The sequence below is a fragment of the Curtobacterium sp. BNK-1 genome (assembly GCF_048685235.1).
GTDB classification, from domain to species: domain Bacteria; phylum Pseudomonadota; class Gammaproteobacteria; order Enterobacterales; family Enterobacteriaceae; genus Pantoea; species Pantoea agglomerans.
Genome location: NZ_JBLQTJ010000001.1, coordinates 3,692,090 through 3,713,764 on the forward strand (window position 1 = coordinate 3,692,090; position 21,675 = coordinate 3,713,764).

The window sequence follows — 21,675 nt, forward strand, 5'->3', positions numbered from 1 at the left end:
TTTGCTGCAACTTCGAAAAATCCCCGTTCTGTTGAGCGCCCTGCTGTTCAGCTACGCTGCGCAGGCGGGCAAACTGGCCATTGTCATCGATGACGTAGGCTATCGCCCTGCCGAAGAGAACAAGGTCCTGCAGATGCCGCAGGCCATTTCAGTGGCGGTTTTGCCCAACGCGCCACATGCCCGTGAAATGGCCACCAAAGCGCACCAGAGTGGTCACGAAGTGTTGATCCATCTGCCCATGGCGCCGCTGAGCAAGCAGCCGCTGGAAAAAGATACCTTAACGCCGGAGATGAGCAGCGAAGAAGTTACCCGCATCATGCGCAATGCGGTTAACAACGTGCCTTATGCCGTAGGTCTGAACAACCATATGGGCAGCAGGATGACCTCCAGCCTGCCCGGCATGCAGAAAGTGATGCAGGCGCTGAACCACTACAATCTCTACTTTCTGGATAGCATGACCATCGCTAACAGTCAGGCTGTTCCTGCCGCACAGGGCACCCAGGTCAGGGTATTAAAACGCCGGGTATTTCTGGATGACAGCCAGGATATTAATGCCATCCGCCAGCAGTTCAGTCGGGCGGTGAAACTGGCGCAGCGCGACGGTTACGCCATTGCCATTGGTCATCCCCACCCTAACACCGTGCGGGTGCTGCAGCAGATGTTACCCACATTGCCAGCCGACGTTACGCTGGTTCGTCCCAGTCAGCTGCTGAACGAATCACTGCACAGCGGCTCACGGCCGCCTGTGGCGCCGGCAAAACCGGTGACACCGCGCTTCCAGCCTGCAGACCTGTGTAAACCGAAACAGCCGCTGGCGCCGGTTCCTGCCACCCGAGCCTTAACGGTAATAGCGGAAAGTGTGAATAACAGCCCGCTGTTTAACACGCTAAAAAATCTGTTCTGAATTTGCTATGAATGCTAAGTGTTCAGCTTAGCGTTCATTTATACGCAGAAATTACTATAATCCTGGGTCGGGCGATAACGTGCTGTGCGGGAACAGTGATAGGGATGACGATTATTAAACAAAAAATCCTGCTGCTGGATAACGGCAGAGAGTGGGGCGGCGGCACCAACAGTATGCTGGAGCTGTTGAAGCGTATCGATCGTCAAAAGTTTGATATCACCTGCTGCTTCTATCACAACTACAGCCGTGGCAACGACGAAACCATTGAGGCCACGCTGAATGCGCTGGCTATCCCGGTCTTTTTTATTCCGCAAATCAGGCAGCCACGCTGGGCAAAGTTTGTTAAAGAAGTCGCGCGGGCACTGCTGTTTTTTAATAAAAAGCTCAAGAAGCGCGCCATCGATCAGATTGATACACACTGGCGCATTATGCCCAATGCCAGCAAAATCAATTCACTGCTGCAGCTGGGGAAGTTTGACACGCTCTATATGAATAACCAGCCCAGCACCAATGTGGAAGGTTATCTGGCGGCGCGCAGCCTGGATGTTGCGGTAGTGCAACACTGCCGTATCGATCCGGTTCTGGAACCGCGGCTGGTCAGCATGGTTAATCAGGATTGCCAGGCGATCATTGCGGTGTCGCAGGGCGTGAATAACACCCTGCGCAGCCACGGTGTTGACGCGGAACGCTGTTTTACCGTCAATAACGCTATCGACATCCACCAGCCTCTGCCCGACCGCCTTGAAGTACGCCAGCGCTTTAAACTCTCCCCTTCGACCTTTGTGTTCGGCACGATTGGCTCGCTGATATTGCGTAAATCTAATCACCATATTCTGCAGGCGCTGGGCCGTTTTAAACGCGCTAATCCCGATGCCGACTGGAAGATGGTGGTGGTCGGAGCGGGTCCGGAACTTCAGCATCTGCTGCAACTCGCTACTGCAGAGAACATCCAGCAGCACGTGGTCTTTACCGGCTTTCAGAACAACGCGCTGGATTACCTCACTGCCTTTGATGCGTTTATTCTTGCCTCACGCAGTGAGGGATTACCAAGGGTTGTGCTGGAAGCGATGCTGGTGAATACCGCCGTAGTGGGATCCCGCGTGGTCGGTACTGCCGAATTGATCAGTCATGACGAAACCGGGCTGCTGTTTGACTATGGCAACGTGGTGCAACTGACCCAGCATCTGACCGCGCTGTGGCAGGATGCGGATTTACGTCAACGCCTGATCAATGCGGCAGCGAAACGCGTACGTGAACAGTACGCTATTGAAACTTATATCAGCGGCGTCGAGAATATTTTGCAAAGCGTCGTGAAAAAGAAACCTCATGCTTAATTTTTTAAATCCCCGTTATCGCCATATCAGGGCGAGTCATAACCTGCCTTATTCGCAGAAAGAGGTTCAGGGCACTGTACCGGTCACTTCTGTCGTGATCCCCTGCACCGGCGCCGACTATATTGAAGAAGCCCTGCTCAGTGCCGATTTTGCAGCGCGCTTTGCGACAGGGGCTGAAGAGATCGTAATTGTCAGCGATCAGCCGGCTCACGCCTTTGGCAGCCTGCCAGTAAAAACCCGTGTCGCTACGCTGGATGTCCCGCATCGGGAAGAGAGTTATCGCTACAAGCAGATCTATCGCAGTCGTTTGATTAAATTGCAGGCGCCCTTACAGGCTAAAGGCGACGGCATTCTGATGATCGATTCCGACCTCAATCTGCTTAAGATGCCGGAGATCATGATGAAGCCCGGCCATCTCTATTCCAGTTTTCGTCAGGGGAAAATGATTGCCAAGCTGGCTGATGCGCCGGAAGAGGCGATCCCCGCCTACTACCCGCACAGTATCCGGCCCTGGCTGGTGGATCACGTGAATGGGGCTTACCTGGCTGCCACCCGTGAAGTCTGGCAGCGCATTTCGCCGCTGTGGCTGACGCTGTTTAATGATACCTGGAATTTAATGAACGACAGCCAGCCGCCTACTGACCAGCTGCCGCTCGCGGTGTTGCTGGACATGCTGGATATTAAAACCGTCAATCTGGGCGAATGGGCTAACTGGCCGGTCTCAAAGAAAATTGGCGGTCAGTCGGCGGTGATCCCGCCTGAAGTGGTAGGCGCACATGGCGGCTTTCCGCTGTCGGAATGGCAAAAATACCTCGCCGATCCGCAACAGCCGCTGAACTTTAAAGGCCAGGACTACACGCGCAAAGTGCGCTACCTGACCGATGAAGAGAAAAAACAAAGCTAATCATGCGGCCGCCCTGGCGGCCGTTGTTTTAATCCCAGCTCAGTATCACCTTTCCCGATCGTCCTGAACGCATCTCATCAAAGCCCTGCTGGAAATCGTCGATTCCATAGCGATGGGTAATAACCGGCGTTAAATCAAGCCCGGACTGGATCAGCGCCGCCATTTTATACCAGGTTTCAAACATCTCCCGGCCATAAATGCCCTTGATAAAAAGCCCTTTGAAGATTACCTGATTCCAGTCGATCGCCATTTCACCCGGCGGGATGCCCAGCAGTGCAATCCGCCCTCCGTGATTCATTACCTCCAGCAATGAACGGAAGGCAGGCGGTGCACCAGACATCTCCAGTCCGACATCGAATCCCTCCGTCATGCCCAGCGAGTGCATCACGTCTCGCAGATCCTCATTCGCCACATTGACCGCGCGCGTGACGCCCATTTTGCGCGCCAGTGCCAGACGATACTCATTGATGTCCGTGATCACCACGTTGCGTGCGCCGACATGGCGACAGACCGCGGCGGCCATGATGCCGATAGGACCCGCGCCGGAGATCAGCACATCCTCACCCACCAGATCGAACGATAGCGCGGTATGCACGGCGTTGCCGAATGGATCAAAGATTGCCGCCAGCTCATCGGAAATGTTGTCGGGAATTTTGAACGCATTGAAGGCCGGGATAACCAGATACTCCGCAAAGCAGCCCTGGCGGTTAACGCCTACACCCATTGTGTTACGGCATAAATGCGTTCGCCCGGCACGGCAATTACGGCAATGTCCGCAGGTAATGTGCCCTTCGCCCGAGACCCGATCGCCAATCGTAAAGCCTTTCACTTCCTGTCCTATCGCAACCACTTCCCCCACATATTCATGACCGACAATCATCGGTACCGGAATGGTTTTGCGCGACCAGTCATCCCAGTTGTAGATATGGACATCGGTACCGCAGATAGCGGTTTTGCGAATCTTAATCAGCAAATCGTTGTGGCCCGGCTCCGGAACCGGCGCATCGGTCACCATCCAGATGCCCGTTTCCTTCTTGAGTTTGGCGAGTGCTTTCATGACGGACTCCTCAGGCGATAACGCCCAGTTGTTTGCCGATACGGGTAAAGGCCGCCACCGCACGTTCCAGCTGTTGCTGGGTATGCGCCGCAGAGATTTGGGTGCGAATGCGTGCCTGACCTTTTGGCACCACCGGATAGAAGAAGCCGGTAACGTAGATGCCTTCCTGTTGCAGCAGGCGGGCGAACTCCTGGGCGACGCTGGCTTCACCCAGCATCACCGGGATAATGGCGTGATCGGCTCCCGCCAGCGTAAAGCCCGCCGCCGTCATCTGCTCCCGGAAGTAACGGGCGTTGTCCCACAGACGCTGACGCAGCCCGTCGCCTTCACTGAGCAGATCCAGCACCCGCAGCGAGGCGGCAACAATGGCCGGGGCCAGCGAGTTAGAGAACAGATAGGGACGGGAACGCTGGCGCAGCCACTCCACCACTTCTGCTTTTGCGGCGGTGTAGCCACCGGAGGCGCCACCCAGCGCTTTACCCAGCGTGCCGGTAATGATGTCGACCCGGCCCATCACATCGCAATATTCATGGGTTCCGCGTCCGGCGTTCCCGACAAAGCCCACCGCATGGGAATCATCCACCATCACCAGCGCAGAGAACTCGTCGGCCAGATCGCAGATAGCGGGCAGATTCGCAATCACCCCATCCATTGAGAAGACCCCATCGGTGGCGATCAGAATATGACGCGCGCCTTTATCGCGCGCTTCCTGCAAGCAGGCGCGCAGCTGCGCCATATCGTTATTGGCATAGCGGTAACGCTGCGCTTTGCACAGCCGGACGCCATCGATAATGGAAGCGTGGTTCAGTGCATCAGAGATGACGGCATCCTGCGCATCGAGCAGGGTTTCAAACAGACCGCCATTGGCATCGAAACAGGAGGAGTAAAGAATGGCATCCTCCATGCCGAGAAAGTCTGCCAGCCGCTTTTCCAGCTGCTTATGACTATCCTGCGTGCCGCAAATAAAGCGCACCGACGCCATACCAAAACCATGCGAATCCATCCCCTCTTTCGCCGCCTGAATCAGCGCCGGATGGTTCGCTAAACCTAAGTAGTTATTGGCACAGAAGTTAATCACCGCCGGGTTATCGCCAACCGCGATCTCCGTCTGCTGGGCAGAGGTGATGATCCGCTCCTGTTTAAACAGTCCTTCCTGACGTGCATCATCAAGTTGCTGACGAAGTTGTTGATAAAATTGCGCAGGCATCATTGCTCTCCTCAGATGGCAAAAATCTGGCATATCTTACTGAACAGGCCGCTTCTTCACGATAAATCGCCCAACAGAATGTCATTTTTGCAGCATAGTTCACGCCACAAGGATGTACGCACAAAGCGTTACAGAGTCATCTGGCTGTCTGCACCCTGATGAAATGTTATGATGTGAGGTATTCGTGTGTGAAACCTCCTGTTTCACCCCACAACGTTGAAGGTAACAACATGATTATCGTAACTGGCGGCGCAGGAATGATTGGCAGCAACATCGTCAAAGCGCTGAACGATCGCGGTCACACCGACATTCTGGTGGTGGATAATCTGAAGGATGGCACCAAGTTTGCCAATTTAGTCGACCTGGATATCGTCGATTACATGGACAAAGAAGAGTTCCTGATGAGCGTGATGGCGGGCGATGATTTAGGCCCGATCGAAGCGGTGTTCCATCAGGGCGCCTGCTCCTCCACCACCGAGTGGGATGGCAAGTACATGATGGAGAACAACTATCAGTACTCCAAAGAGCTGCTGCACTTCTGTCTTGAGCGCGAGATCCCGTTCCTCTACGCCTCTTCCGCAGCGACCTACGGCGGACGCAACGAGAATTTCATTGAAGAGCGTCAGTATGAGCAGCCGCTTAATGTTTATGGCTACTCTAAGATGCTGTTCGACCATTACGTCCGTCAGATGCTGCCGGAAGCGAACTCGCCGGTATGCGGCTTCCGCTATTTCAACGTCTATGGACCGCGTGAAGGCCACAAGGGCAGCATGGCAAGCGTTGCCTTCCATCTGAACACGCAGATCAGCAACGATGAAAATCCTAAACTGTTTGAAGGCAGCGACGGCTTTAAACGTGATTTCATCCACGTTGATGATGTTGCGGAAGTGAACCTGTGGTGCTGGGAAAATGGCGTCTCCGGGATTTACAACTGTGGCACAGGCCGCGCCGAGTCCTTCCAGGAAGTGGCTGACGCAGTACTGAAGTTCCACCAGAAAGGTCAGATCGAGTACATCCCGTTCCCGGAAAAACTCAAAGGACGGTACCAGGCCTATACTCAGGCCGATCTCACTAAGCTGCGTGCCGCCGGCTACGACAAGCCATTTAAAACGGTGGCGCAGGGCGTCGCTGACTATATGGTCTGGCTGAACCGTAACGCATAAAGGAAGCTGCTCCGGCGATGAAAATTCTGGTAATCGGCCCGTCGTGGGTCGGCGATATGATGATGTCGCAAAGTCTCTATCGCACCCTCAAGGCCGAACATCCCGATGCGGTGATTGACGTGATGGCACCTGCATGGTGCCGTCCGTTGTTGTCACGCATGCCGGAGGTGAATCAGGCGCTGGCGATGCCACTTGGGCATGGCGCGCTGGAAATCGGTGAGCGTCGCCGGTTGGGCAAAGTGCTGCGCGCCAGTCACTACGACCGCGCTTATGTGCTGCCTAACTCCTTCAAGTCGGCGCTGGTCCCCTTCTTTGCCGGAATAAAACGCCGCGTCGGCTGGCGCGGTGAAATGCGCTATGGCCTGCTGAATGATTTGCGCGTGCTGGATAAAGCCGCATTTCCACTGATGGTTGAGCGCTACGTTGCGCTGGGCTACGACACACCTGTTGCTTCGGCGGCGCAGCTGCCCCAGCCGCTGTTGTGGCCAAAACTGCAGGTTGAAGAGCAGGAAAAAATTGAAACGGCCGCACAGTTTCAGCTCGCCGCGACCCGTCCGGTCATCGGTTTTTGTCCGGGCGCTGAATTTGGTCCGGCCAAACGCTGGCCGCACTATCACTACGCCACGCTGGCCCGCCAGTTGATTGCTGAAGGCTTTCAGATCGTGCTGTTTGGCTCCGCCAAAGATCGCCCGACCGGCGAAGAGATTATCGCGGCGCTGCCCGAAGAGGCTCGCGGCCACTGCCGTAATCTGGCAGGTGAAACTCAGCTGGAACAGGCGGTGATTCTGCTGGCGCAATGCCGTGCCGTGGTCAGCAACGACTCCGGCCTGATGCATATCGCCGCGGCGCTGGATCGTCCACTGGTGGCGCTCTATGGACCAAGCAGCCCTGACTTTACGCCGCCGCTGGCAAAGCAGGCGCGAATTATTCGCCTGATTACCGGCTATCACAAAGTGCGCAAAGGCGATGCCGAACAGGGCTATCACCAGAGCCTGATCGATATTCAGCCTGAACGTGTACATCAGACGCTGAGCGAACTGCTCGCGCCACAGGAGGTGCCATGCACGTCCTGATTGTTAAAACCTCATCAATGGGCGATGTGCTGCATTCGCTCCCGGCACTGACCGATGCAATGCATGCCATTCCCGGCATCCGTTTCGACTGGGTAGTGGAAGAGAATTTCGCACAGATCCCTGGCTGGCATCCCGCAGTAGATAAGGTGTTACCGGTTGCGATTCGCCGCTGGCGCAAACACTGGTTTGGCAGTCAGCAGCGTGAAGAGCGCGTGCTGTTTAAGCGCGCGTTACAGTCACGTGAGTACGATATCGTGATTGATGCACAGGGCCTGATCAAAAGTGCCGCGCTGGTCACCCGCTTATCGAAAGGGGTGAAACATGGGCAGGACAGCCGTAGCGCACGTGAGCCGTTCGCCAGCTGGTGGTATGACATCCGCCATGAGGTTAGTAAGCGACAGCACGCGGTTGAGCGGACGCGCGAACTGTTCGCCAAAAGCCTGGGCTATGAAAAGCCGCAAAGTCAGGGTGACTACGCCATTGCCGGACACTTCCTGCATCATCTGCCCGCTGACGCACATCATTACCTGGTCTTTCTGCATGCCACAACGCGTGACAACAAGCATTGGCCGGAATCACACTGGCGAGAGCTGATTGAGCTGATGCAGCCCAGCGGGTTGCGGGTGAAATTGCCCTGGGGTGCTGAACATGAGCATCAGCGTGCGCAGCGCCTTGCAGAAGGATTTGAGCATGTCGATGTGCTGCCTAAGCTGACGCTGGAAGCGATAGCACAACAGCTGGCGGGCGCACGCGCGGTGGTCTCAGTGGATACCGGATTGAGCCATCTGACGGCGGCACTGGATCGCCCCAACCTCACGCTTTATGGTCCGACCGATCCTGGACTGATTGGCGGTTACGGGCAGAACCAACAGGCATTGAGCGCCCCGAATCATAATCTGGCGGAGCTGACTGCTGACACGGTGGCAGAGAAACTGCGGGCCGTTATTACGGAAAACATGCCATGAACTATGTGCTGATCTACCTGCTGTTGCTGCCTTTCCGGGCCATAATGCGGCTGTTTTACCGGCCAACCGGACGCAGCCTGATCATCCAGACGGCGAAGATTGGTGATTTTATTAATATCACCCCGATGCTGCGTGCGCTGGGTCAGTCTGAGTTGCTTATCAGCAAAGCGGTGGAGCCGCTGGTGCGTCACGATGACACGGTCAGCCGCTATTTCCTGATTGAAGAGGCGAAGCGCAGCTTTTTTGCCAAACTGAAGCTCGCGTTCACTCTGATGAACCGCTATGACAACGTCTATCTGGTGCAGCCAAACAGCGTGAACCTGTTTTTCGCCGCGCTCTGCAACGCACCGAACAAGCAGTTTCTGCGCACCTATGTGCGTAAGTCCTACCATAAGACCTTCTATCGCAGCGCCAGCGGAATTGTCGACCACACCAAAACGGATTTAACGCTCGACAGCTACCTGAAGCTGATTAATCGTGACTACCGCTACACCGATTTCCCTAAGCATGCGACCTCACCGCTCTGGCAGCCGCCTGCGCCACCCGCCGCGCTGCTTAATCCGCGCAGCGGTATTAAAATTGGCATCAGTATTTCTGCTGGTAACCGGGCTAAAACCATTCCTGCCAGCATCTGGCAGCAGCTGATGGCGTCGCTGGCTGACCTGCCCTGCACCTTTTATGTGTTTGGCCCACCGGCTGAGCAGCCGTGGCTGGATGAGTTACTGAGCCTGACCGGCCCGAAAGACAATATCGTCAGTCTGATTGGTGAGCTAAAACTGGAAGAGGTTCCGTGGGCCATTGCACAGATGGATTTCTACATCTCCTCTGACTCTGGCAATGCTTATATTGCGGATGCGCAGCAGATACCGGTGATCATGCTTTATGGCCCGTGTGAAGTCCGGGAACAGCGTCCGGTCAATAACGTTTTGTTTATCGGACCGGATAATATTGCTGCGTCGACGTTTGTTTTTGCCACCCGTTTTCAGTTTGATCAGCCTGCTGAAAAATTATTCGGGCTGGATCACGATAAACTGACTAGAATACAAACGTTTATTACTCATAATCTGGAATAGTGAAGCGTAATGGCAATTACCCCTCTTGCTGAGGCCGTTCAGCAAAGTCAGCTGCTGGTTAACACGCTTGCTGACACGGATGATAATCCGGTTCATGTTGCGTTTGGCATCAACTACGCCTACGCGCGTGGCCTGGGCATTACGTTGTTTTCACTTCTCAGCCATCATCCTGATACCGCTTTCCACGCCCATGTTTTTTCAGACTCGCTTTGCGAAGAGGATGTGGAAAAACTGCGTTCACTGGCCACGGGCCATCGTCTGGCGATCACGCTGCATATCTTTAACCGTGCCTGGGTTGATCAGCTGCCTGCGGTCGGACGCTATCCCAAAAGTATCCACTACCGTTTCCTGATCCCGGAAACCGTGGAGAGCTACAGCGATCGGGTGATCTATATTGATGCTGACACCCTGGTGGTGGGCGACTACTCTCCCCTGTTCACGCTGGATATCACTGATTACACGCTGGCGGCCTGTAATGACACACCGCGGGCGCGACATAACCAGTGCGCAAGGCTGGGGCTGAAGCATCACCACTATTTTAACTCCGGCTTTATGCTGATTAATATTCCACGCTGGCTCGAAAGGCAGACCACCGTGCGCATTACCGACGTGCTGGTAACGCGGGGCGCAGAGTTTGGTTTTCCCGATCAGGATGCGCTGAATATCGTGCTGGAGGATGAGGTCCTGATCCTGCCAGACCGCTATAACCACATTTACGACATCATCGCCAATAAAGTCTGGGATCACACGGGCGTGCCTGAAGAGACGGTAATGATTCACTACACCGGTAAATGCAAACCCTGGCATGCATGGGCTGGCAGCGATCTTTCCCAGCGCTACTACAGCTATTACCAGCGCTCACCCTGGGCTTCACAACCGCTTGATACGCCAAAGCATTATAAAGAAATGAAGCGATTCGCCCGCGTAAAATGGCATCAGAAACAGTATGCTGAAAGCCTGAGCTGGATGATGAAGTATGTCAGTCTCAAGTTTTTTAAACAGAGTGAGCAATAGCACACTCAGGTTTATCAGATTGATGCGGGCGCTGTTATTTCAGCGCCTGACTTTCCCGTCACTTATCCCGCCGGCTGTTTGCCACGACCTCTGTAATAACGACGCTGACAGCAAGCCAGCATAATAATCTGTTTACCTGCACGACCACATTGCGTAAAAAAAGCGCATATAGCGCATTATTATTGTCGGGCGTGGTTTTTAGTAAAGCAGGGATGCAACATCGTTTTATAATTGTGAACTCCCTGATTTCACTCTGCTGATTTGGAAATGATTTATGACGAGGCAACGCCTTTTCGCAGTGAATACAATGCTGGTGCAGATATTGTCATGAGTACTTCTCCTCTGCTGAGTATCATTACCCCGATGTACAATGCGGGCAGCATGTTTGATGAGTTCATGCAGTCACTGCTGGCGCAGACGCTGACTCTGCTTGAGATCATTATCGTCGATGACGGTTCAACCGATGGCTCAGGCGAGCGCGCCGATCAGTATGCACAGCAGCATTCTCACATTCGTGTGATACATCAGGAAAATGGCGGCGTCTCGCGCGCCCGCAACGCCGGACTGGCGATTGCCCGCGGGAAATATGTCACCTTCCCTGATGCGGATGACACCATGCAACCCGATATGTATCAGACGCTGGTGACACTGGCGGAGGCAGATAATCTGGATGCGGCACAGTGCAACGCCGAGTGGTTTTTCAAACACAGCCAGCGGGTAAAGCCGCTGATTCCGCTGGATCGCCTGCGCAGCACGCCGGTGCTGAGCGGTGCCGACTGGCTGAATACCGCGCTAAAAACCCATCGTTATATGCATGTGGTCTGGCTGGGCATCTATCGCCGGGAACTGATTGAGCAGCATCAGTTGCAGTTTGAACCCGGCCTGCATCATCAGGATATTCCCTGGACCACCGAGTTTATGCTGCTGGCAAAACGCGTGCGTTATACCGAAGCGGTACTCTATCGCTACTATATGCACGACGCCTCAATCAGCAATCGCAAACGTACCGGCGAGCGCAACGTAGAGTATCAGCGTCACTACATGAAGATTGCGCGACTGCTGGAAGAGCTCAATGACCGCTATCGTGACCGCGTGAAGATCTACCCGTCGTTTCACTATCAGGTGACCCATGAAGCGCTCAGCGTTTGCCACAGTGTAAGACGTGAGCCTGACGCCCGCGCACGCCAGGCAATCATTGCCGAGCTGTTCGCCACCCGGACACACCTGCGCATGTTACGCAACGCCCGGGGAATTAAGCAGTGGTATCAGTTGCTGTTGTGGCTGGCCCGGCTCTATCGCTGGCGTGATAAATAACCTTTGAGGCTGGCTTTATCCTAAAAAGGGTTTGCCCTACAATCGGTTCACTGAATTCTGAGAACTCTTGTTTATGGCCAGCCTGACTCCAGCAAACATCTCTCCAAAAAATATATTACTGATTAAGCTGCGCCATCATGGTGACATGCTGCTCACAACGCCCGCCATCAATGCGCTTCATGAGCGTTATCCGCAGGCCAGCATCGACGTGTTGCTCTATCAGGAGACGCGTCCGATGCTGGAAGCGCATCCGGCTATCCGCCATTTGCACGTCATCGATCGTAAATGGAAGCAGGAGGGCACCTGGCGCAAGCTGGGCCATGAGCGTGCATTAATTCGCGCCATACGTGCCGCCCATTATGATCTGGTGATTAATCTGGCCGATCAGTGGCGGGCTGCCCTGATTACGCGTCTCTCCGCGGCGCCAGTACGTATCGGTTTCGCTTTTAAAAAACGTGATAACGTCCTGTGGCGATGGTGTCACAACCAGCTGGTCTCCACACACAATCACAGCAAGCTGCATACCGTTGAGCAGAATATGTCGGCGCTGGCACCCCTCGGCATCAGCAGCGACGGCGCACGTGTCTCAATGCACTACAGCGACGCTGACCAGCAAATTGTGCTGACCCGACTGGCAGAACACCAGGTAACCGCGCCCTATATTGTGGTGCAGCCGACCTCACGCTGGGGCTTTAAATGCTGGGAAGAGGAGAGCGTTGCTGCCACGCTCGATCAGCTGGCGCAGCCGGGCCGCAAAGTGGTGCTGACCGCCGGGCCGGACAAACAGGAGCTGGCAATGATCAACCGCATTCGGGCACTGTGTGCGTCGCCGGATGTGGTTTCGCTGGCCGGTCAGTTTACTCTGCCGCAGCTGGCGGCGCTTATCGATCATGCCCGGCTGTTTATTGGTGTCGACTCTGCACCAATGCACATGGCCGCCGCACTTGAAACGCCCTGTATTGCGCTGTTTGGCCCGACCAAGCTGCAGCACTGGCGGCCATGGGGCGACAATAATCATGTCATCTGGGCGGGGGATTATGGCCCGCTGCCCTCACCCGATTCCATCGACACCAAAACAGACCAGCGTTATCTGTCGGCCATTCCGGTGAAGGATGTGGTCGCGGCAGCGAGGAGCTATCTGAATGAGTAAGTTACGGCTGGCGATTGTCCGGCAGAAATATCGTCCGGATGGCGGTGCCGAGCGTTTTATCTCGCGCGCGCTGGAAGCGCTGGGCAGCGAGCAGCTCGATCTCAACATCATTACCCGCAGCTGGCAGGGCACACCCAATCCTGACTGGCATCTGCATATCTGTAATCCTGCAAAGCTGGGCCGGGTATCCCGTGAGCGCGGTTTTGCCCTTGCAGCACGCGCCTGCTGGGAGCGCGAAAAGTTCGATATTGTGCAAAGCCACGAGCGCATCGCGGGCTGTGATATTTTTCGCGCGGGTGATGGTGTTCATCGCGTCTGGCTGGAACAGCGCGCCCGCATCGTCTCATCGTGGCAACGACTGAGTGCTGTGCTCAGCCCTTATCATCGCTATGTCCTGCAGGCGGAAGCGGAGATGTTTAACTCTCCGACGCTGAAAGCGGTGATCTGTAATTCTGAGATGGTAAAGCGCGATATCCTGCGCTGTTTCTCGCTCGACGCCGGAAAAATCCACGTTATTCATAATGCTATCGATGCCAGCCGTTTCCAGCCCGCCACGGAAGCTGCACGTCGCGCCACCCGTCAGCAGCTGGCGCTGCCCGATGCGGCCACCGTACTGATTTATGTCGGCTCCGGCTTTGAACGCAAGGGGTTGAAAGCGGCGATACAGGCGCTGGCTGCCAGCGACCGTTATCTGATTGTGGTGGGTCAGGATAAGCAACTGCAGCGGTATCAGCAGCTGGCAAATCAGCTTAACTGTCTGGACCGCCTGCGCTTTGTCGGCGTACAGCAGGATGTGCAGCCGTTCTATCACGCGGCTGATGGCCTGCTGCTGCCCACCCTCTACGATCCTTTTCCTAATGTGGTACTGGAGGCGATGGCCTGCGGCTTACCGGTGATTACCAGCACTGGCTGCGGTGGCGCAGAATTTATTACCGCTGGTCAGGAAGGCTTCGTCTGTGATGCTTTGGATATCAACGGGTTAAATCAGGCTGTTAATGCAATACCGGCGCTTTCCGTCGATTCACGAATGGGTGACGCGGCGCGGCGCAAAATTGAACCTTATGGTCCACAACGGCTGGCGCAGGCGCTGACTTCGCTTTATCAGCAGGTCCTGAGCAGCAACTGACAATGTGGGATGAGTGCATGCGGGGTTTCTGATAACATGCCGCCATCTGATTTTAATCTGCTTTTAGACGCGAATTTGCTGTAACGGTAACTATGACGACCTTTTACACCGCATTGCTCTACTTAATTCAGCCACTGATTTGGCTGCGCCTGTGGCTGCGCGGTCGTAAAGCGCCTGCCTATCGCAAACGCTGGGCAGAACGCTATGGCTATTGTGTCGGCAAAGTTAAGCCCGACGGCATTGTGCTGCACTCGGTCTCTGTGGGTGAAACCCTGGCTGCGATCCCGCTGGTGCGCGCTCTGCGTCATCGTTACCCGACCCTGCCGATTACCGTCACCACCATGACGCCTACCGGCTCTGAACGCGCGCAATCTGCATTTGGCAAAGATGTGCATCACGTCTATCTGCCTTATGATCTGCCGGGTTCGATTAATCGTTTTCTGGATACGGTCAACCCACGCCTGGTGATCATCATGGAAACCGAGCTATGGCCGAATATTATCCGCATTCTGCACCAGCGTAATATTCCGCTGGTGATCGCCAATGCCCGCCTCTCGGCCCGATCGGCCAAAGGCTACCGCAAGCTGGGTAAATTCATGCGCCGGCTGTTGCAGAGCATCACGCTTATCGCGGCGCAGAATGCGGAAGATGGCGACCGCTTCCTGAGCCTGGGCCTGAAACGTTCTCAACTAACGATTACCGGCAGCCTGAAGTTTGATATTTCCGTGACGCCAGAACTGGCCGCCAGAGCGGTGACGCTGCGTCGTCAGTGGGCGCCGCGCCGTCCGGTGTGGATCGCCACCAGCACGCACGAAGGTGAAGAGGCCATTGTGCTGGATGCTCATCGCCGCCTGCTGCAGACGTTTCCGGATTTGCTGCTGATTCTGGTGCCCCGCCATCCCGAGCGTTTTAACGATGCCCGTGAACTCACGCAGGAACGCGGCTTCAGTTTTATCCTGCGCAGCAGCGGCGAGATCCCGTCTGGCTCAACGCAGGTGGTCATCGGAGACTCAATGGGCGAACTGATGCTGCTATACGGCATTGCCGATCTGGCCTTTGTCGGCGGCAGCCTGGTTGAACGGGGTGGACACAACCCGCTGGAGCCTGCTGCCCATGCGCTTCCGGTTCTGATGGGACCCCATATCTGGAACTTCAAAGATATCTGCAGCAAGTTGCAGGAAGGCCAGGGGCTGATCACCGTCACCGACGTGATTTCGCTGGAAAAAGAGGTCACCAACCTGTTACAGGATGATGATTACCGCCGTTATTACGGACGTCATGCGGTAGACGTGCTGCACCAGAATCAGGGTGCGCTACAGCGTCTGCTACAGTTACTCGAACCGCATCTGCCACCACGGGCCCACTAATGTCAGCACGCCAACGTCTTTCCGTGGTGATGATCGCCAAAAACGAAGCGGAACTGCTGCCTGATTGCCTGGCCTCGGTCAGCTGGGCCGATGAAATTATCGTGCTGGACTCAGGCAGCCATGACAACAGTGTCGACATCGCCACACAGGCTGGGGCGAAGGTCTACCTCAATGATGACTGGCAGGGCTATGGCATCCAGCGCCAGCGCGCGCAGCACTATGCCACCGGCGACATGATTCTGATGATCGATGCGGATGAACGCGTGACACCTGAACTGCGCGCCGCGATTGAGCAGGTGCTGGTCGCGCCACCCAGCCGTACGGTTTATAGCCTGGGCCGCAGTAATCTGTTTCTCGGCCGCTTTATGCGCCATAGCGGCTGGTATCCTGACCGCGTCATGCGACTCTACCCACGCACCTTCCGCTACAATGACAATCTGGTGCATGAATCACTGCAAAGTGACGGCGCGCCGGTGGTGGCATTACCCGGCGATCTGCAGCATCTGACCTGCCGCGATTTAATCGCCTTTCAGCGCAAGCAGCTGGCTTATGCCGAAGCCTGGGCTACGGAACGCCATCGGCGCGGTAAGCGTTGCAGCCTGTTTTCTCTGTTCAGCCATACGCTGGGCGCGTTTATGAAAACCCTGCTGCTGCGTGCCGGTTTTCTCGACGGAAAACAGGGCTGGATTCTGGCGGTGGTCAATGCGCAATATACCTTCAATAAATATTCAGCCCTCTGGGCGCTGAATCATGCTTCGGCAAAAGGGCGAGTATGATCACGAAAGCCATCTATCCCGGAACGTTTGATCCTGTGACGCTCGGCCATCTCGACATCGTGACGCGGGCAGCGCAGATGTTTGATCAGGTCATTCTGGCCGTTGCCGCCAGCCCCAGTAAAAAACCGATGTTTAGTCTGGATGAGCGCGTGGCGCTGGCTGGTGAAGTGATAGCCCATCTGCCCAACGTTGAGGTGGTCGGATTCAGCGACCTGATGGCGAATTTTGCCCGTGACCAGCAGGCGAATGTGCTGGTTCGTGGCTTGCGTGCGGTGTCAGACTTTGAATATGAAATGCAGCTGGCCCAGATGAATCGTCATCTGCTGCCAACGCTTGAGAGTGTTTTCCTGATGCCCTCTGAAGGCTTCTCGTTTATCTCATCTTCGCTGGTCAAAGAGGTGGCGCGTCACGGCGGCGATGTGACCGCCTTCCTGCCCGCGCCGGTGCATCAGGCATTGCTGGCTAAACTGGCTTAATGCTGGCAGTTCGGGCACCAGTAGGTGCTGCGCTGCCCGTGTCTGCCGCTGACAATCGGCGTACCGCATGCCCGGCAGGGTTCGCCTGCCCGCCCATAAACCTGTAACTGCTGTGCAAAATAGCCGGGTTTACCGTCGCTCTGTAAGAAGTCACGCAGTGTGGTTCCGCCCTGCTCAATGGAGCGTAACAGCACCGCTTTGATGGTATTGACCAGCAGTTCCGCTTCGGCCTGCGACAGACTGCCGGCAGCACGATCGGGAATGATCCCGGCGGTAAACAGTGACTCGCTGGCGTAAATGTTGCCCACGCCCACCACCACTTTGTTATCCATCAGCCACTGCTTGATGAGCGTCCGCTTGCCGCGTGACTTCTCAAACAGGTAAGCGCCGTCAAACTCCTCGCTAAGCGGCTCCGGCCCGAGATGTGCCAGCACGCTGCTGCCCGCCAGATCGCTGCTCCAGAGCCATGCACCAAAGCGGCGCGGGTCGGTGTAGCGCAGCACTTTGCCGTTGCTCATGACCAGATCAACATGGTCATGCTTCGCCGCTGGCAGCTCTTCTGACAGCACGCGCAGGCTACCGGACATGCCAAGGTGGATAATGATCCAGCCATGCGGCAGCTCCAGCAGCAGATATTTCGCCCGGCGCTGCACACTGAGCACCGGCTGATCGCTTAGCGCCAGGATCTCCTGCGAAACAGGCCAGCGCAAACGTGAATTACGCACCACGGCGTGAAGGATGGTTTCACCGACCAAATGCGGTTCGATACCGCGACGGCTGGTTTCAACCTCTGGCAACTCTGGCATACCCTCTCCTCAGCGTTTTACACAAACAAAAAACCCGGCCGGAGCCGGGTTTTTAGCAGAACACTAAAATTACTTAATTTTAGCTTCTTTGTAGAGCACATGCTGACGTACAACCGGATCGAACTTTTTCAGTTCCAGCTTCTCTGGTTTAGTACGTTTGTTCTTCGTGGTGGTATAGAAGTGACCTGTACCAGCAGAGGAAACCAGCTTGATCTTCTCACGAATACCTTTAGCCATGATTCAGTTCCTTAGTACCTTAGTACTTCTCACCACGGGCACGCATATCGGCTAACACCGTATCAATGCCCTTTTTATCAATAATACGCATACCTTTAACAGATACACGCAGAGTAACGAAGCGCTTCTCGCTCTCAACCCAAAAACGGTGTGAGTGCAGGTTCGGAAGGAAACGGCGTTTCGTCGCGTTCATTGCGTGGGAACGGTTGTTACCCGTCACCGGACGCTTTCCAGTTACCTGGCAGACTCGTGACATGTCAATATCTCCAAAAATCAAATCAGCTCGAGCTTTAAAAATTAGGTTTGGGCCGCCTCGTCAGGCTTGCAGCCCGCCAGGCGAATTCCATGGAACCCGCTAAGCTGGCCTAACCGCCAAACCCGAGATTCTCAAAGGTGGCGTAGTATACGCCGCTCAGCCCAAGTGCTCAAGTCCCGAACAGATAAAGATCCCGAATGATCGGGCAAAAAGCCGCCACCTGGCGTGAAATTCCCCCCTGTCAGAGCCATCCCCGCTCGGCAAAGGAAACATATTCGCCATGCCCAATCACCAGATGATCGAGCAGACGGATGTCGAGTAGCTGGCAGGCTTCGCTGACTTTATGGGTCACTTCACGGTCTGCACGGCTCGGCTCCGCCATGCCCGACGGGTGATTATGCGCCAGTATCAGAGCGGCAGCATTGAGCTTCAGCGCTTCCCGGACGATCTCGCGGGGGTGAACTTCCACGCTGTTAATGGAACCAGAGAACATATTTTGTGCCCGCAGCACCCGATGCTGATTATCCAGAAACAGTGCCATGAAGATCTCACGCTCCTGATGGGCTAACAGACTTTGCAGATACTGGCGCGTGATTTGTGGATTTTCCATTGCGCTTTCGCGGGCCAGCTTACTGGCGAAAAAACGCTTCGCCAGTTCGGCAATCGCATGAAGCTGTGCCAGCTTGGCATCGCCGACCCCTTTGATTTCACCGAATGCCGCTTTGTCTGACGTCATGAGCTGATAAAGCGAGCCAAAACCGTCCAGCATCTGTCCGGCCAGCTCCAGGACGTTCTGTCCAGGCGATCCGGTACGGAGAAAAATGGCCAGTAGTTCGGTATCGCTGAGGGCATGCGCACCCAGCTTCCGGAGTTTTTCCCGTGGTCCCTTTATTTTCATATCCGCTCTCCCTGAGATGAGCCTTAGCATGGCCCATCATGAAGAGTGCAGCTATCAGTGAAGCTGCAATCTACGAGACGGCTCGCAAACGCAGTCAGTGAAAAGGCGCATCCGCGCTTTTGTGATAAAGTCCGTGCATTCGCCGCCGCGAGCGGCAGAGAGCTTAGTGAGGCCAACATCATGATGGGATTAGCCGGCAAAAAAATTCTTCTTGGCGTGAGCGGCGGTATTGCTGCTTATAAAGCACCTGAGCTGGTGCGCCGCCTGCGCGATCGCGGTGCTGATGTCCGCGTGATGATGACAGAGGGTGCGAAAGCATTTATTACTCCGCTCAGCCTGCAGGCTGTCTCCGGCTATCCGGTATTTGACGATCTGCTTGATCCGGCAGCGGAGGCGGCGATGGGTCATATTGAACTGGCAAAATGGGCCGATCTTATTGTGCTGGCACCGGCCACTGCTGACCTGATTGCCCGTATTACTGCCGGTATGGCAAACGATCTGGTGACGACCGCCGTGTTAGCGACGGCCTCACCCGTGGCAGTGGTGCCCGCTATGAATCAGCAGATGTATCGTGCGGCGGTGACCCAGCATAACCTGCAGAGCCTGCAGGCGCGTGGCGTGCTGATTTGGGGACCGGACAGCGGCAGCCAGGCCTGCGGCGATGTCGGGCCGGGCCGGATGCTCGACCCGCTGGTGATTGTTGACCATGCGGTGCAGTGGGCCTCGCCCGTCAACGATCTGCAACATCTCAACATTATGATTACTGCCGGCCCTACCCGTGAGGCGCTGGACCCGGTGCGCTACATCACTAACCACAGCTCCGGCAAAATGGGCTTTGCCATTGCCGACGCCGCCGCCAGACGCGGTGCACAGGTCACGCTGGTCAGCGGCCCGGTCACCCTGTCTGCGCCAGCGGGTGTGCGGCGAATTGATGTGACCAGCGCGCTGGAGATGCAGGCCGCCGTCATGAGTGAGATAGATAAACAACATATTTTCATTGCAAGCGCAGCCGTGGCAGACTACCGGGCAGCCGATATTGCGGCCGATAAAATCAAGAAACAGGGCGGCGATGATAACGTCACGCTGAACCTGGTAAAGAATCCCGATATTGTTGCCGGCGTCGCTGCACTTCAGGAAAACCGGCCATTCGTCGTTGGATTTGCTGCTGAAACACAGAATGTGGAAGAATACGCCCGGCAAAAACGGGTGCGCAAGAATCTGGATCTGATCTGCGCTAACGACGTCGCTAAAGCCGGACAGGGGTTTAATAGCGACACCAATGCTCTTCACCTTTTTTGGCAGGATGGAGAAAAACGCTTACCGCTCAGCGATAAGTCACTCCTTGGCCAACAATTAATAGACGAGATTGTCAGCCGTTATGATGAAAAAAATAGACGTTAAAATCCTGGATCCGCGCGTCGGCAAAGAGTTTCCACTGCCGACCTACGCGACTTCAGGTTCCGCTGGGTTAGATTTACGCGCCTGCATTGATGATGTTCTCGACATCGCACCAGGCACCACAACGCTTGTTCCGACCGGCCTGGCAATTCATATTGCCGACCCCGATCTGGCCGCGGTGATCCTGCCGCGCTCAGGCCTTGGCCATAAACATGGCATCGTGCTGGGCAACCTGGTGGGTCTGATTGACTCCGACTATCAGGGACAGCTGATGGTCTCGGTCTGGAATCGCGGCCAGGAAAGCTTCTCGCTGCAGCCCGGCGATCGCATGGCACAACTGGTCTTTGTACCAGTGGTGCAGGCGGAATTTAACCTGGTCGAAGATTTCGACGCCAGCCTGCGCGGCGAAGGCGGCTTCGGCCACTCCGGTCGCCAGTAACCCGCATTACCGACTTTCACTTACGCCCGTTATTTTTTCCTCATCGCCACAGGACGCGTTCCTGTGGCAGATGCGTAGGTGTTGCCTGTTTTTAGGTGAATTTCAGGGGTCTTTAAGGTCATGGCAGAAAAAAAAGTCGCGAAGCGGAATCGTCGCGAAGAGATTTTGCAGGCGCTGGCGCAGATGCTGGAGTCGGGTGATGGCAGCCAGCGCATTACCACAGCCAAACTGGCAGCCACGGTGGGCGTTTCCGAAGCGGCGCTGTATCGTCACTTCCCGAGTAAAACACGAATGTTCGATAGCCTGATTGAGTTTATCGAAGACAGTCTGATTACCCGCATCAATCTGATCCTCAAGGATGAAAAAGAGACCATGACGCGTCTGCGTCTGATCGTGCAACTGATTCTGGGATTTGGTGAGCGTAATCCGGGACTGACGCGCATTCTGACCGGCCATGCATTGATGTTTGAGCAGGACCGACTGCAGGGACGCATCAATCAGCTGTTTGAGCGGATTGAAGTGCAGCTGCGACAGGTGATGCGGGAACGGAAAATGCGCGAGGGCGAAGCCTTTCAGGCTGATGAGGCGCTGCTGGCAAGTCAGTTGCTGGCATTCTGTGAGGGTTTACTGTCACGGTATGTCCGTTCTGAGTTTCGTTTCAGTCCTACCGCAGACTTTGAGGCTCGCTGGCCGCTGATTGCCGCCCAGCTGGCGTAAAGCGTAAAAGAAGGCGGGCAT

General features: G+C 55.4%; 23 protein-coding genes. 17 read left to right on the top strand and 6 right to left on the bottom strand.

Annotated elements, in window-relative coordinates:
• Position 1: 1 nt before the first annotated feature.
• From ACMGGP_RS17500 to ACMGGP_RS17510, 3 genes are all read left to right on the top strand, one after another.
• On the top strand, positions 2-904 hold the full coding sequence (locus ACMGGP_RS17500; RefSeq protein ID WP_052271778.1) for a divergent polysaccharide deacetylase family protein: 903 nt from the start codon (positions 2-4) through the stop codon (positions 902-904).
• Between the two features lie 104 nt (positions 905-1,008).
• Entirely contained in the window at positions 1,009-2,238 is a 1,230-nt protein-coding gene (locus tag ACMGGP_RS17505) for a glycosyltransferase (protein WP_010258244.1), read from the top strand.
• On the top strand, positions 2,231-3,142 hold the full coding sequence (locus ACMGGP_RS17510; protein ID WP_022624911.1) for a hypothetical protein: 912 nt from the start codon (positions 2,231-2,233) through the stop codon (positions 3,140-3,142). The genes ACMGGP_RS17505 and ACMGGP_RS17510 overlap by 8 nt, the downstream gene beginning before the upstream one ends.
• 28 nt (positions 3,143-3,170) lie before the next feature.
• Here the strand turns inward: ACMGGP_RS17510 and tdh are convergent, their stop codons facing one another.
• Positions 3,171-4,199 carry an L-threonine 3-dehydrogenase gene (tdh, locus tag ACMGGP_RS17515; RefSeq protein WP_031591867.1) on the bottom strand — a complete coding sequence of 343 codons (1,029 nt, stop codon included), beginning with the start codon at positions 4,197-4,199 and terminating at the stop codon, positions 3,171-3,173.
• Between the two features lie 10 nt (positions 4,200-4,209).
• Entirely contained in the window at positions 4,210-5,406 is a 1,197-nt protein-coding gene (locus tag ACMGGP_RS17520; RefSeq protein ID WP_010672085.1) for a glycine C-acetyltransferase, read from the bottom strand.
• A 230-nt stretch (positions 5,407-5,636) separates the two neighbouring features.
• Here ACMGGP_RS17520 and rfaD point away from each other — a divergent pair, with 230 nt between their 5' ends.
• The 11 genes from rfaD (at position 5,637) to coaD (ending at position 16,903) form a co-directional block, all read left to right on the top strand.
• Positions 5,637-6,569 (top strand): ADP-glyceromanno-heptose 6-epimerase, encoded by a 933-nt coding sequence (gene rfaD, locus ACMGGP_RS17525; RefSeq protein ID WP_010258257.1) that lies wholly within the window; start codon positions 5,637-5,639, stop codon positions 6,567-6,569.
• A 17-nt stretch (positions 6,570-6,586) separates the two neighbouring features.
• The gene (rfaF, locus tag ACMGGP_RS17530) at positions 6,587-7,642 is read left to right on the top strand and encodes an ADP-heptose--LPS heptosyltransferase RfaF (RefSeq protein ID WP_010258260.1); all 1,056 of its coding nucleotides are present in this window, start codon (positions 6,587-6,589) and stop codon (positions 7,640-7,642) included.
• Complete coding sequence (rfaC, locus tag ACMGGP_RS17535) at positions 7,630-8,607, top strand: lipopolysaccharide heptosyltransferase RfaC (protein ID WP_010672086.1); 978 nt, start codon at positions 7,630-7,632, stop codon at positions 8,605-8,607. Before rfaF ends, rfaC begins: the two co-directional genes overlap by 13 nt.
• Positions 8,604-9,680: a glycosyltransferase family 9 protein gene (locus ACMGGP_RS17540; protein ID WP_022624909.1), complete on the top strand. Its 1,077-nt coding sequence runs from the start codon at positions 8,604-8,606 to the stop codon at positions 9,678-9,680. The genes rfaC and ACMGGP_RS17540 overlap by 4 nt, the downstream gene beginning before the upstream one ends.
• A gap of 9 nt (positions 9,681-9,689) precedes the next feature.
• Positions 9,690-10,694 carry a glycosyltransferase family 8 protein gene (locus ACMGGP_RS17545; RefSeq protein ID WP_425037684.1) on the top strand — a complete coding sequence of 335 codons (1,005 nt, stop codon included), beginning with the start codon at positions 9,690-9,692 and terminating at the stop codon, positions 10,692-10,694.
• 327 nt (positions 10,695-11,021) lie between these two features.
• Positions 11,022-12,008 (top strand): glycosyltransferase, encoded by a 987-nt coding sequence (locus tag ACMGGP_RS17550; protein WP_191914759.1) that lies wholly within the window; start codon positions 11,022-11,024, stop codon positions 12,006-12,008.
• Positions 12,009-12,081: 73 nt separating this feature from the next.
• On the top strand, positions 12,082-13,158 hold the full coding sequence (rfaQ, locus tag ACMGGP_RS17555) for a putative lipopolysaccharide heptosyltransferase III (RefSeq protein WP_129063193.1): 1,077 nt from the start codon (positions 12,082-12,084) through the stop codon (positions 13,156-13,158).
• Positions 13,151-14,284, top strand: coding sequence for a glycosyltransferase family 4 protein (locus tag ACMGGP_RS17560; RefSeq protein WP_022624906.1), 1,134 nt, complete (start codon positions 13,151-13,153; stop codon positions 14,282-14,284). The genes rfaQ and ACMGGP_RS17560 overlap by 8 nt, the downstream gene beginning before the upstream one ends.
• A 92-nt stretch (positions 14,285-14,376) precedes the next feature.
• Entirely contained in the window at positions 14,377-15,651 is a 1,275-nt protein-coding gene (gene waaA / locus ACMGGP_RS17565) for a lipid IV(A) 3-deoxy-D-manno-octulosonic acid transferase (protein WP_010258275.1), read from the top strand.
• Positions 15,651-16,427: a glycosyltransferase family 2 protein gene (locus tag ACMGGP_RS17570; protein ID WP_045139504.1), complete on the top strand. Its 777-nt coding sequence runs from the start codon at positions 15,651-15,653 to the stop codon at positions 16,425-16,427. The genes waaA and ACMGGP_RS17570 overlap by 1 nt, the downstream gene beginning before the upstream one ends.
• On the top strand, positions 16,424-16,903 hold the full coding sequence (gene coaD, locus ACMGGP_RS17575) for a pantetheine-phosphate adenylyltransferase (RefSeq protein ID WP_010258279.1): 480 nt from the start codon (positions 16,424-16,426) through the stop codon (positions 16,901-16,903). Before ACMGGP_RS17570 ends, coaD begins: the two co-directional genes overlap by 4 nt.
• On the opposite strand, the gene mutM is transcribed toward coaD, so the two are convergent.
• The 4 genes from mutM to radC form a co-directional block, all read right to left on the bottom strand.
• The gene (gene mutM / locus ACMGGP_RS17580) at positions 16,900-17,709 is read right to left on the bottom strand and encodes a bifunctional DNA-formamidopyrimidine glycosylase/DNA-(apurinic or apyrimidinic site) lyase (protein WP_031591878.1); all 810 of its coding nucleotides are present in this window, start codon (positions 17,707-17,709) and stop codon (positions 16,900-16,902) included. The two genes, coaD and mutM, sit on opposite strands and share 4 nt — an antisense overlap.
• Positions 17,710-17,778: 69 nt before the next feature.
• Positions 17,779-17,946, bottom strand: a complete 168-nt coding sequence (gene rpmG / locus ACMGGP_RS17585; RefSeq protein ID WP_003024094.1) for a 50S ribosomal protein L33 — start codon at positions 17,944-17,946, stop codon at positions 17,779-17,781.
• Between the two features lie 19 nt (positions 17,947-17,965).
• Complete coding sequence (gene rpmB, locus ACMGGP_RS17590) at positions 17,966-18,202, bottom strand: 50S ribosomal protein L28 (RefSeq protein WP_006121249.1); 237 nt, start codon at positions 18,200-18,202, stop codon at positions 17,966-17,968.
• 241 nt (positions 18,203-18,443) lie between these two features.
• Complete coding sequence (gene radC / locus ACMGGP_RS17595) at positions 18,444-19,100, bottom strand: RadC family protein (RefSeq protein ID WP_010258361.1); 657 nt, start codon at positions 19,098-19,100, stop codon at positions 18,444-18,446.
• A gap of 180 nt (positions 19,101-19,280) precedes the next feature.
• On the opposite strand from radC, the gene coaBC reads away from it, so the two are divergent.
• The 3 genes from coaBC (at position 19,281) to slmA (ending at position 21,654) form a co-directional block, all read left to right on the top strand.
• Positions 19,281-20,501, top strand: a complete 1,221-nt coding sequence (gene coaBC, locus ACMGGP_RS17600) for a bifunctional phosphopantothenoylcysteine decarboxylase/phosphopantothenate--cysteine ligase CoaBC (RefSeq protein WP_031591883.1) — start codon at positions 19,281-19,283, stop codon at positions 20,499-20,501.
• Positions 20,479-20,937, top strand: a complete 459-nt coding sequence (gene dut / locus ACMGGP_RS17605) for a dUTP diphosphatase (RefSeq protein WP_022624903.1) — start codon at positions 20,479-20,481, stop codon at positions 20,935-20,937. Before coaBC ends, dut begins: the two co-directional genes overlap by 23 nt.
• Before the next feature lie 120 nt (positions 20,938-21,057).
• On the top strand, positions 21,058-21,654 hold the full coding sequence (slmA, locus tag ACMGGP_RS17610) for a nucleoid occlusion factor SlmA (RefSeq protein ID WP_010258372.1): 597 nt from the start codon (positions 21,058-21,060) through the stop codon (positions 21,652-21,654).
• The last annotated feature ends 21 nt before the right edge of the window (positions 21,655-21,675 follow it).

Bases quoted from the DNA above. Each gene is read 5' to 3' on its own strand.
- rfaF (WP_010258260.1), top strand. From the start codon at position 6,587: ATGAAAATTCTGGTAATCGGCCCGTCGTGGGTCGGCGATATGATGATG.
- radC (WP_010258361.1), bottom strand. From the start codon at position 19,100: ATGAAAATAAAGGGACCACGGGAAAAACTCCGGAAGCTGGGTGCGCAT.
- tdh (WP_031591867.1), bottom strand. From the start codon at position 4,199: ATGAAAGCACTCGCCAAACTCAAGAAGGAAACGGGCATCTGGATGGTG.
- ACMGGP_RS17520 (WP_010672085.1), bottom strand. From the start codon at position 5,406: ATGCCTGCGCAATTTTATCAACAACTTCGTCAGCAACTTGATGATGCA.
- dut (WP_022624903.1), top strand. From the start codon at position 20,479: ATGATGAAAAAAATAGACGTTAAAATCCTGGATCCGCGCGTCGGCAAA.
- ACMGGP_RS17545 (WP_425037684.1), top strand. From the start codon at position 9,690: ATGGCAATTACCCCTCTTGCTGAGGCCGTTCAGCAAAGTCAGCTGCTG.
- ACMGGP_RS17540 (WP_022624909.1), top strand. From the start codon at position 8,604: ATGAACTATGTGCTGATCTACCTGCTGTTGCTGCCTTTCCGGGCCATA.
- coaBC (WP_031591883.1), top strand. From the start codon at position 19,281: ATGATGGGATTAGCCGGCAAAAAAATTCTTCTTGGCGTGAGCGGCGGT.
- ACMGGP_RS17570 (WP_045139504.1), top strand. From the start codon at position 15,651: ATGTCAGCACGCCAACGTCTTTCCGTGGTGATGATCGCCAAAAACGAA.
- mutM (WP_031591878.1), bottom strand. From the start codon at position 17,709: ATGCCAGAGTTGCCAGAGGTTGAAACCAGCCGTCGCGGTATCGAACCG.
- ACMGGP_RS17510 (WP_022624911.1), top strand. From the start codon at position 2,231: ATGCTTAATTTTTTAAATCCCCGTTATCGCCATATCAGGGCGAGTCAT.
- waaA (WP_010258275.1), top strand. From the start codon at position 14,377: ATGACGACCTTTTACACCGCATTGCTCTACTTAATTCAGCCACTGATT.
- rpmG (WP_003024094.1), bottom strand. From the start codon at position 17,946: ATGGCTAAAGGTATTCGTGAGAAGATCAAGCTGGTTTCCTCTGCTGGT.
- ACMGGP_RS17505 (WP_010258244.1), top strand. From the start codon at position 1,009: ATGACGATTATTAAACAAAAAATCCTGCTGCTGGATAACGGCAGAGAG.
- rfaD (WP_010258257.1), top strand. From the start codon at position 5,637: ATGATTATCGTAACTGGCGGCGCAGGAATGATTGGCAGCAACATCGTC.
- rpmB (WP_006121249.1), bottom strand. From the start codon at position 18,202: ATGTCACGAGTCTGCCAGGTAACTGGAAAGCGTCCGGTGACGGGTAAC.
- ACMGGP_RS17550 (WP_191914759.1), top strand. From the start codon at position 11,022: ATGAGTACTTCTCCTCTGCTGAGTATCATTACCCCGATGTACAATGCG.
- rfaQ (WP_129063193.1), top strand. From the start codon at position 12,082: ATGGCCAGCCTGACTCCAGCAAACATCTCTCCAAAAAATATATTACTG.
- slmA (WP_010258372.1), top strand. From the start codon at position 21,058: ATGGCAGAAAAAAAAGTCGCGAAGCGGAATCGTCGCGAAGAGATTTTG.
- rfaC (WP_010672086.1), top strand. From the start codon at position 7,630: ATGCACGTCCTGATTGTTAAAACCTCATCAATGGGCGATGTGCTGCAT.
- coaD (WP_010258279.1), top strand. From the start codon at position 16,424: ATGATCACGAAAGCCATCTATCCCGGAACGTTTGATCCTGTGACGCTC.
- ACMGGP_RS17560 (WP_022624906.1), top strand. From the start codon at position 13,151: ATGAGTAAGTTACGGCTGGCGATTGTCCGGCAGAAATATCGTCCGGAT.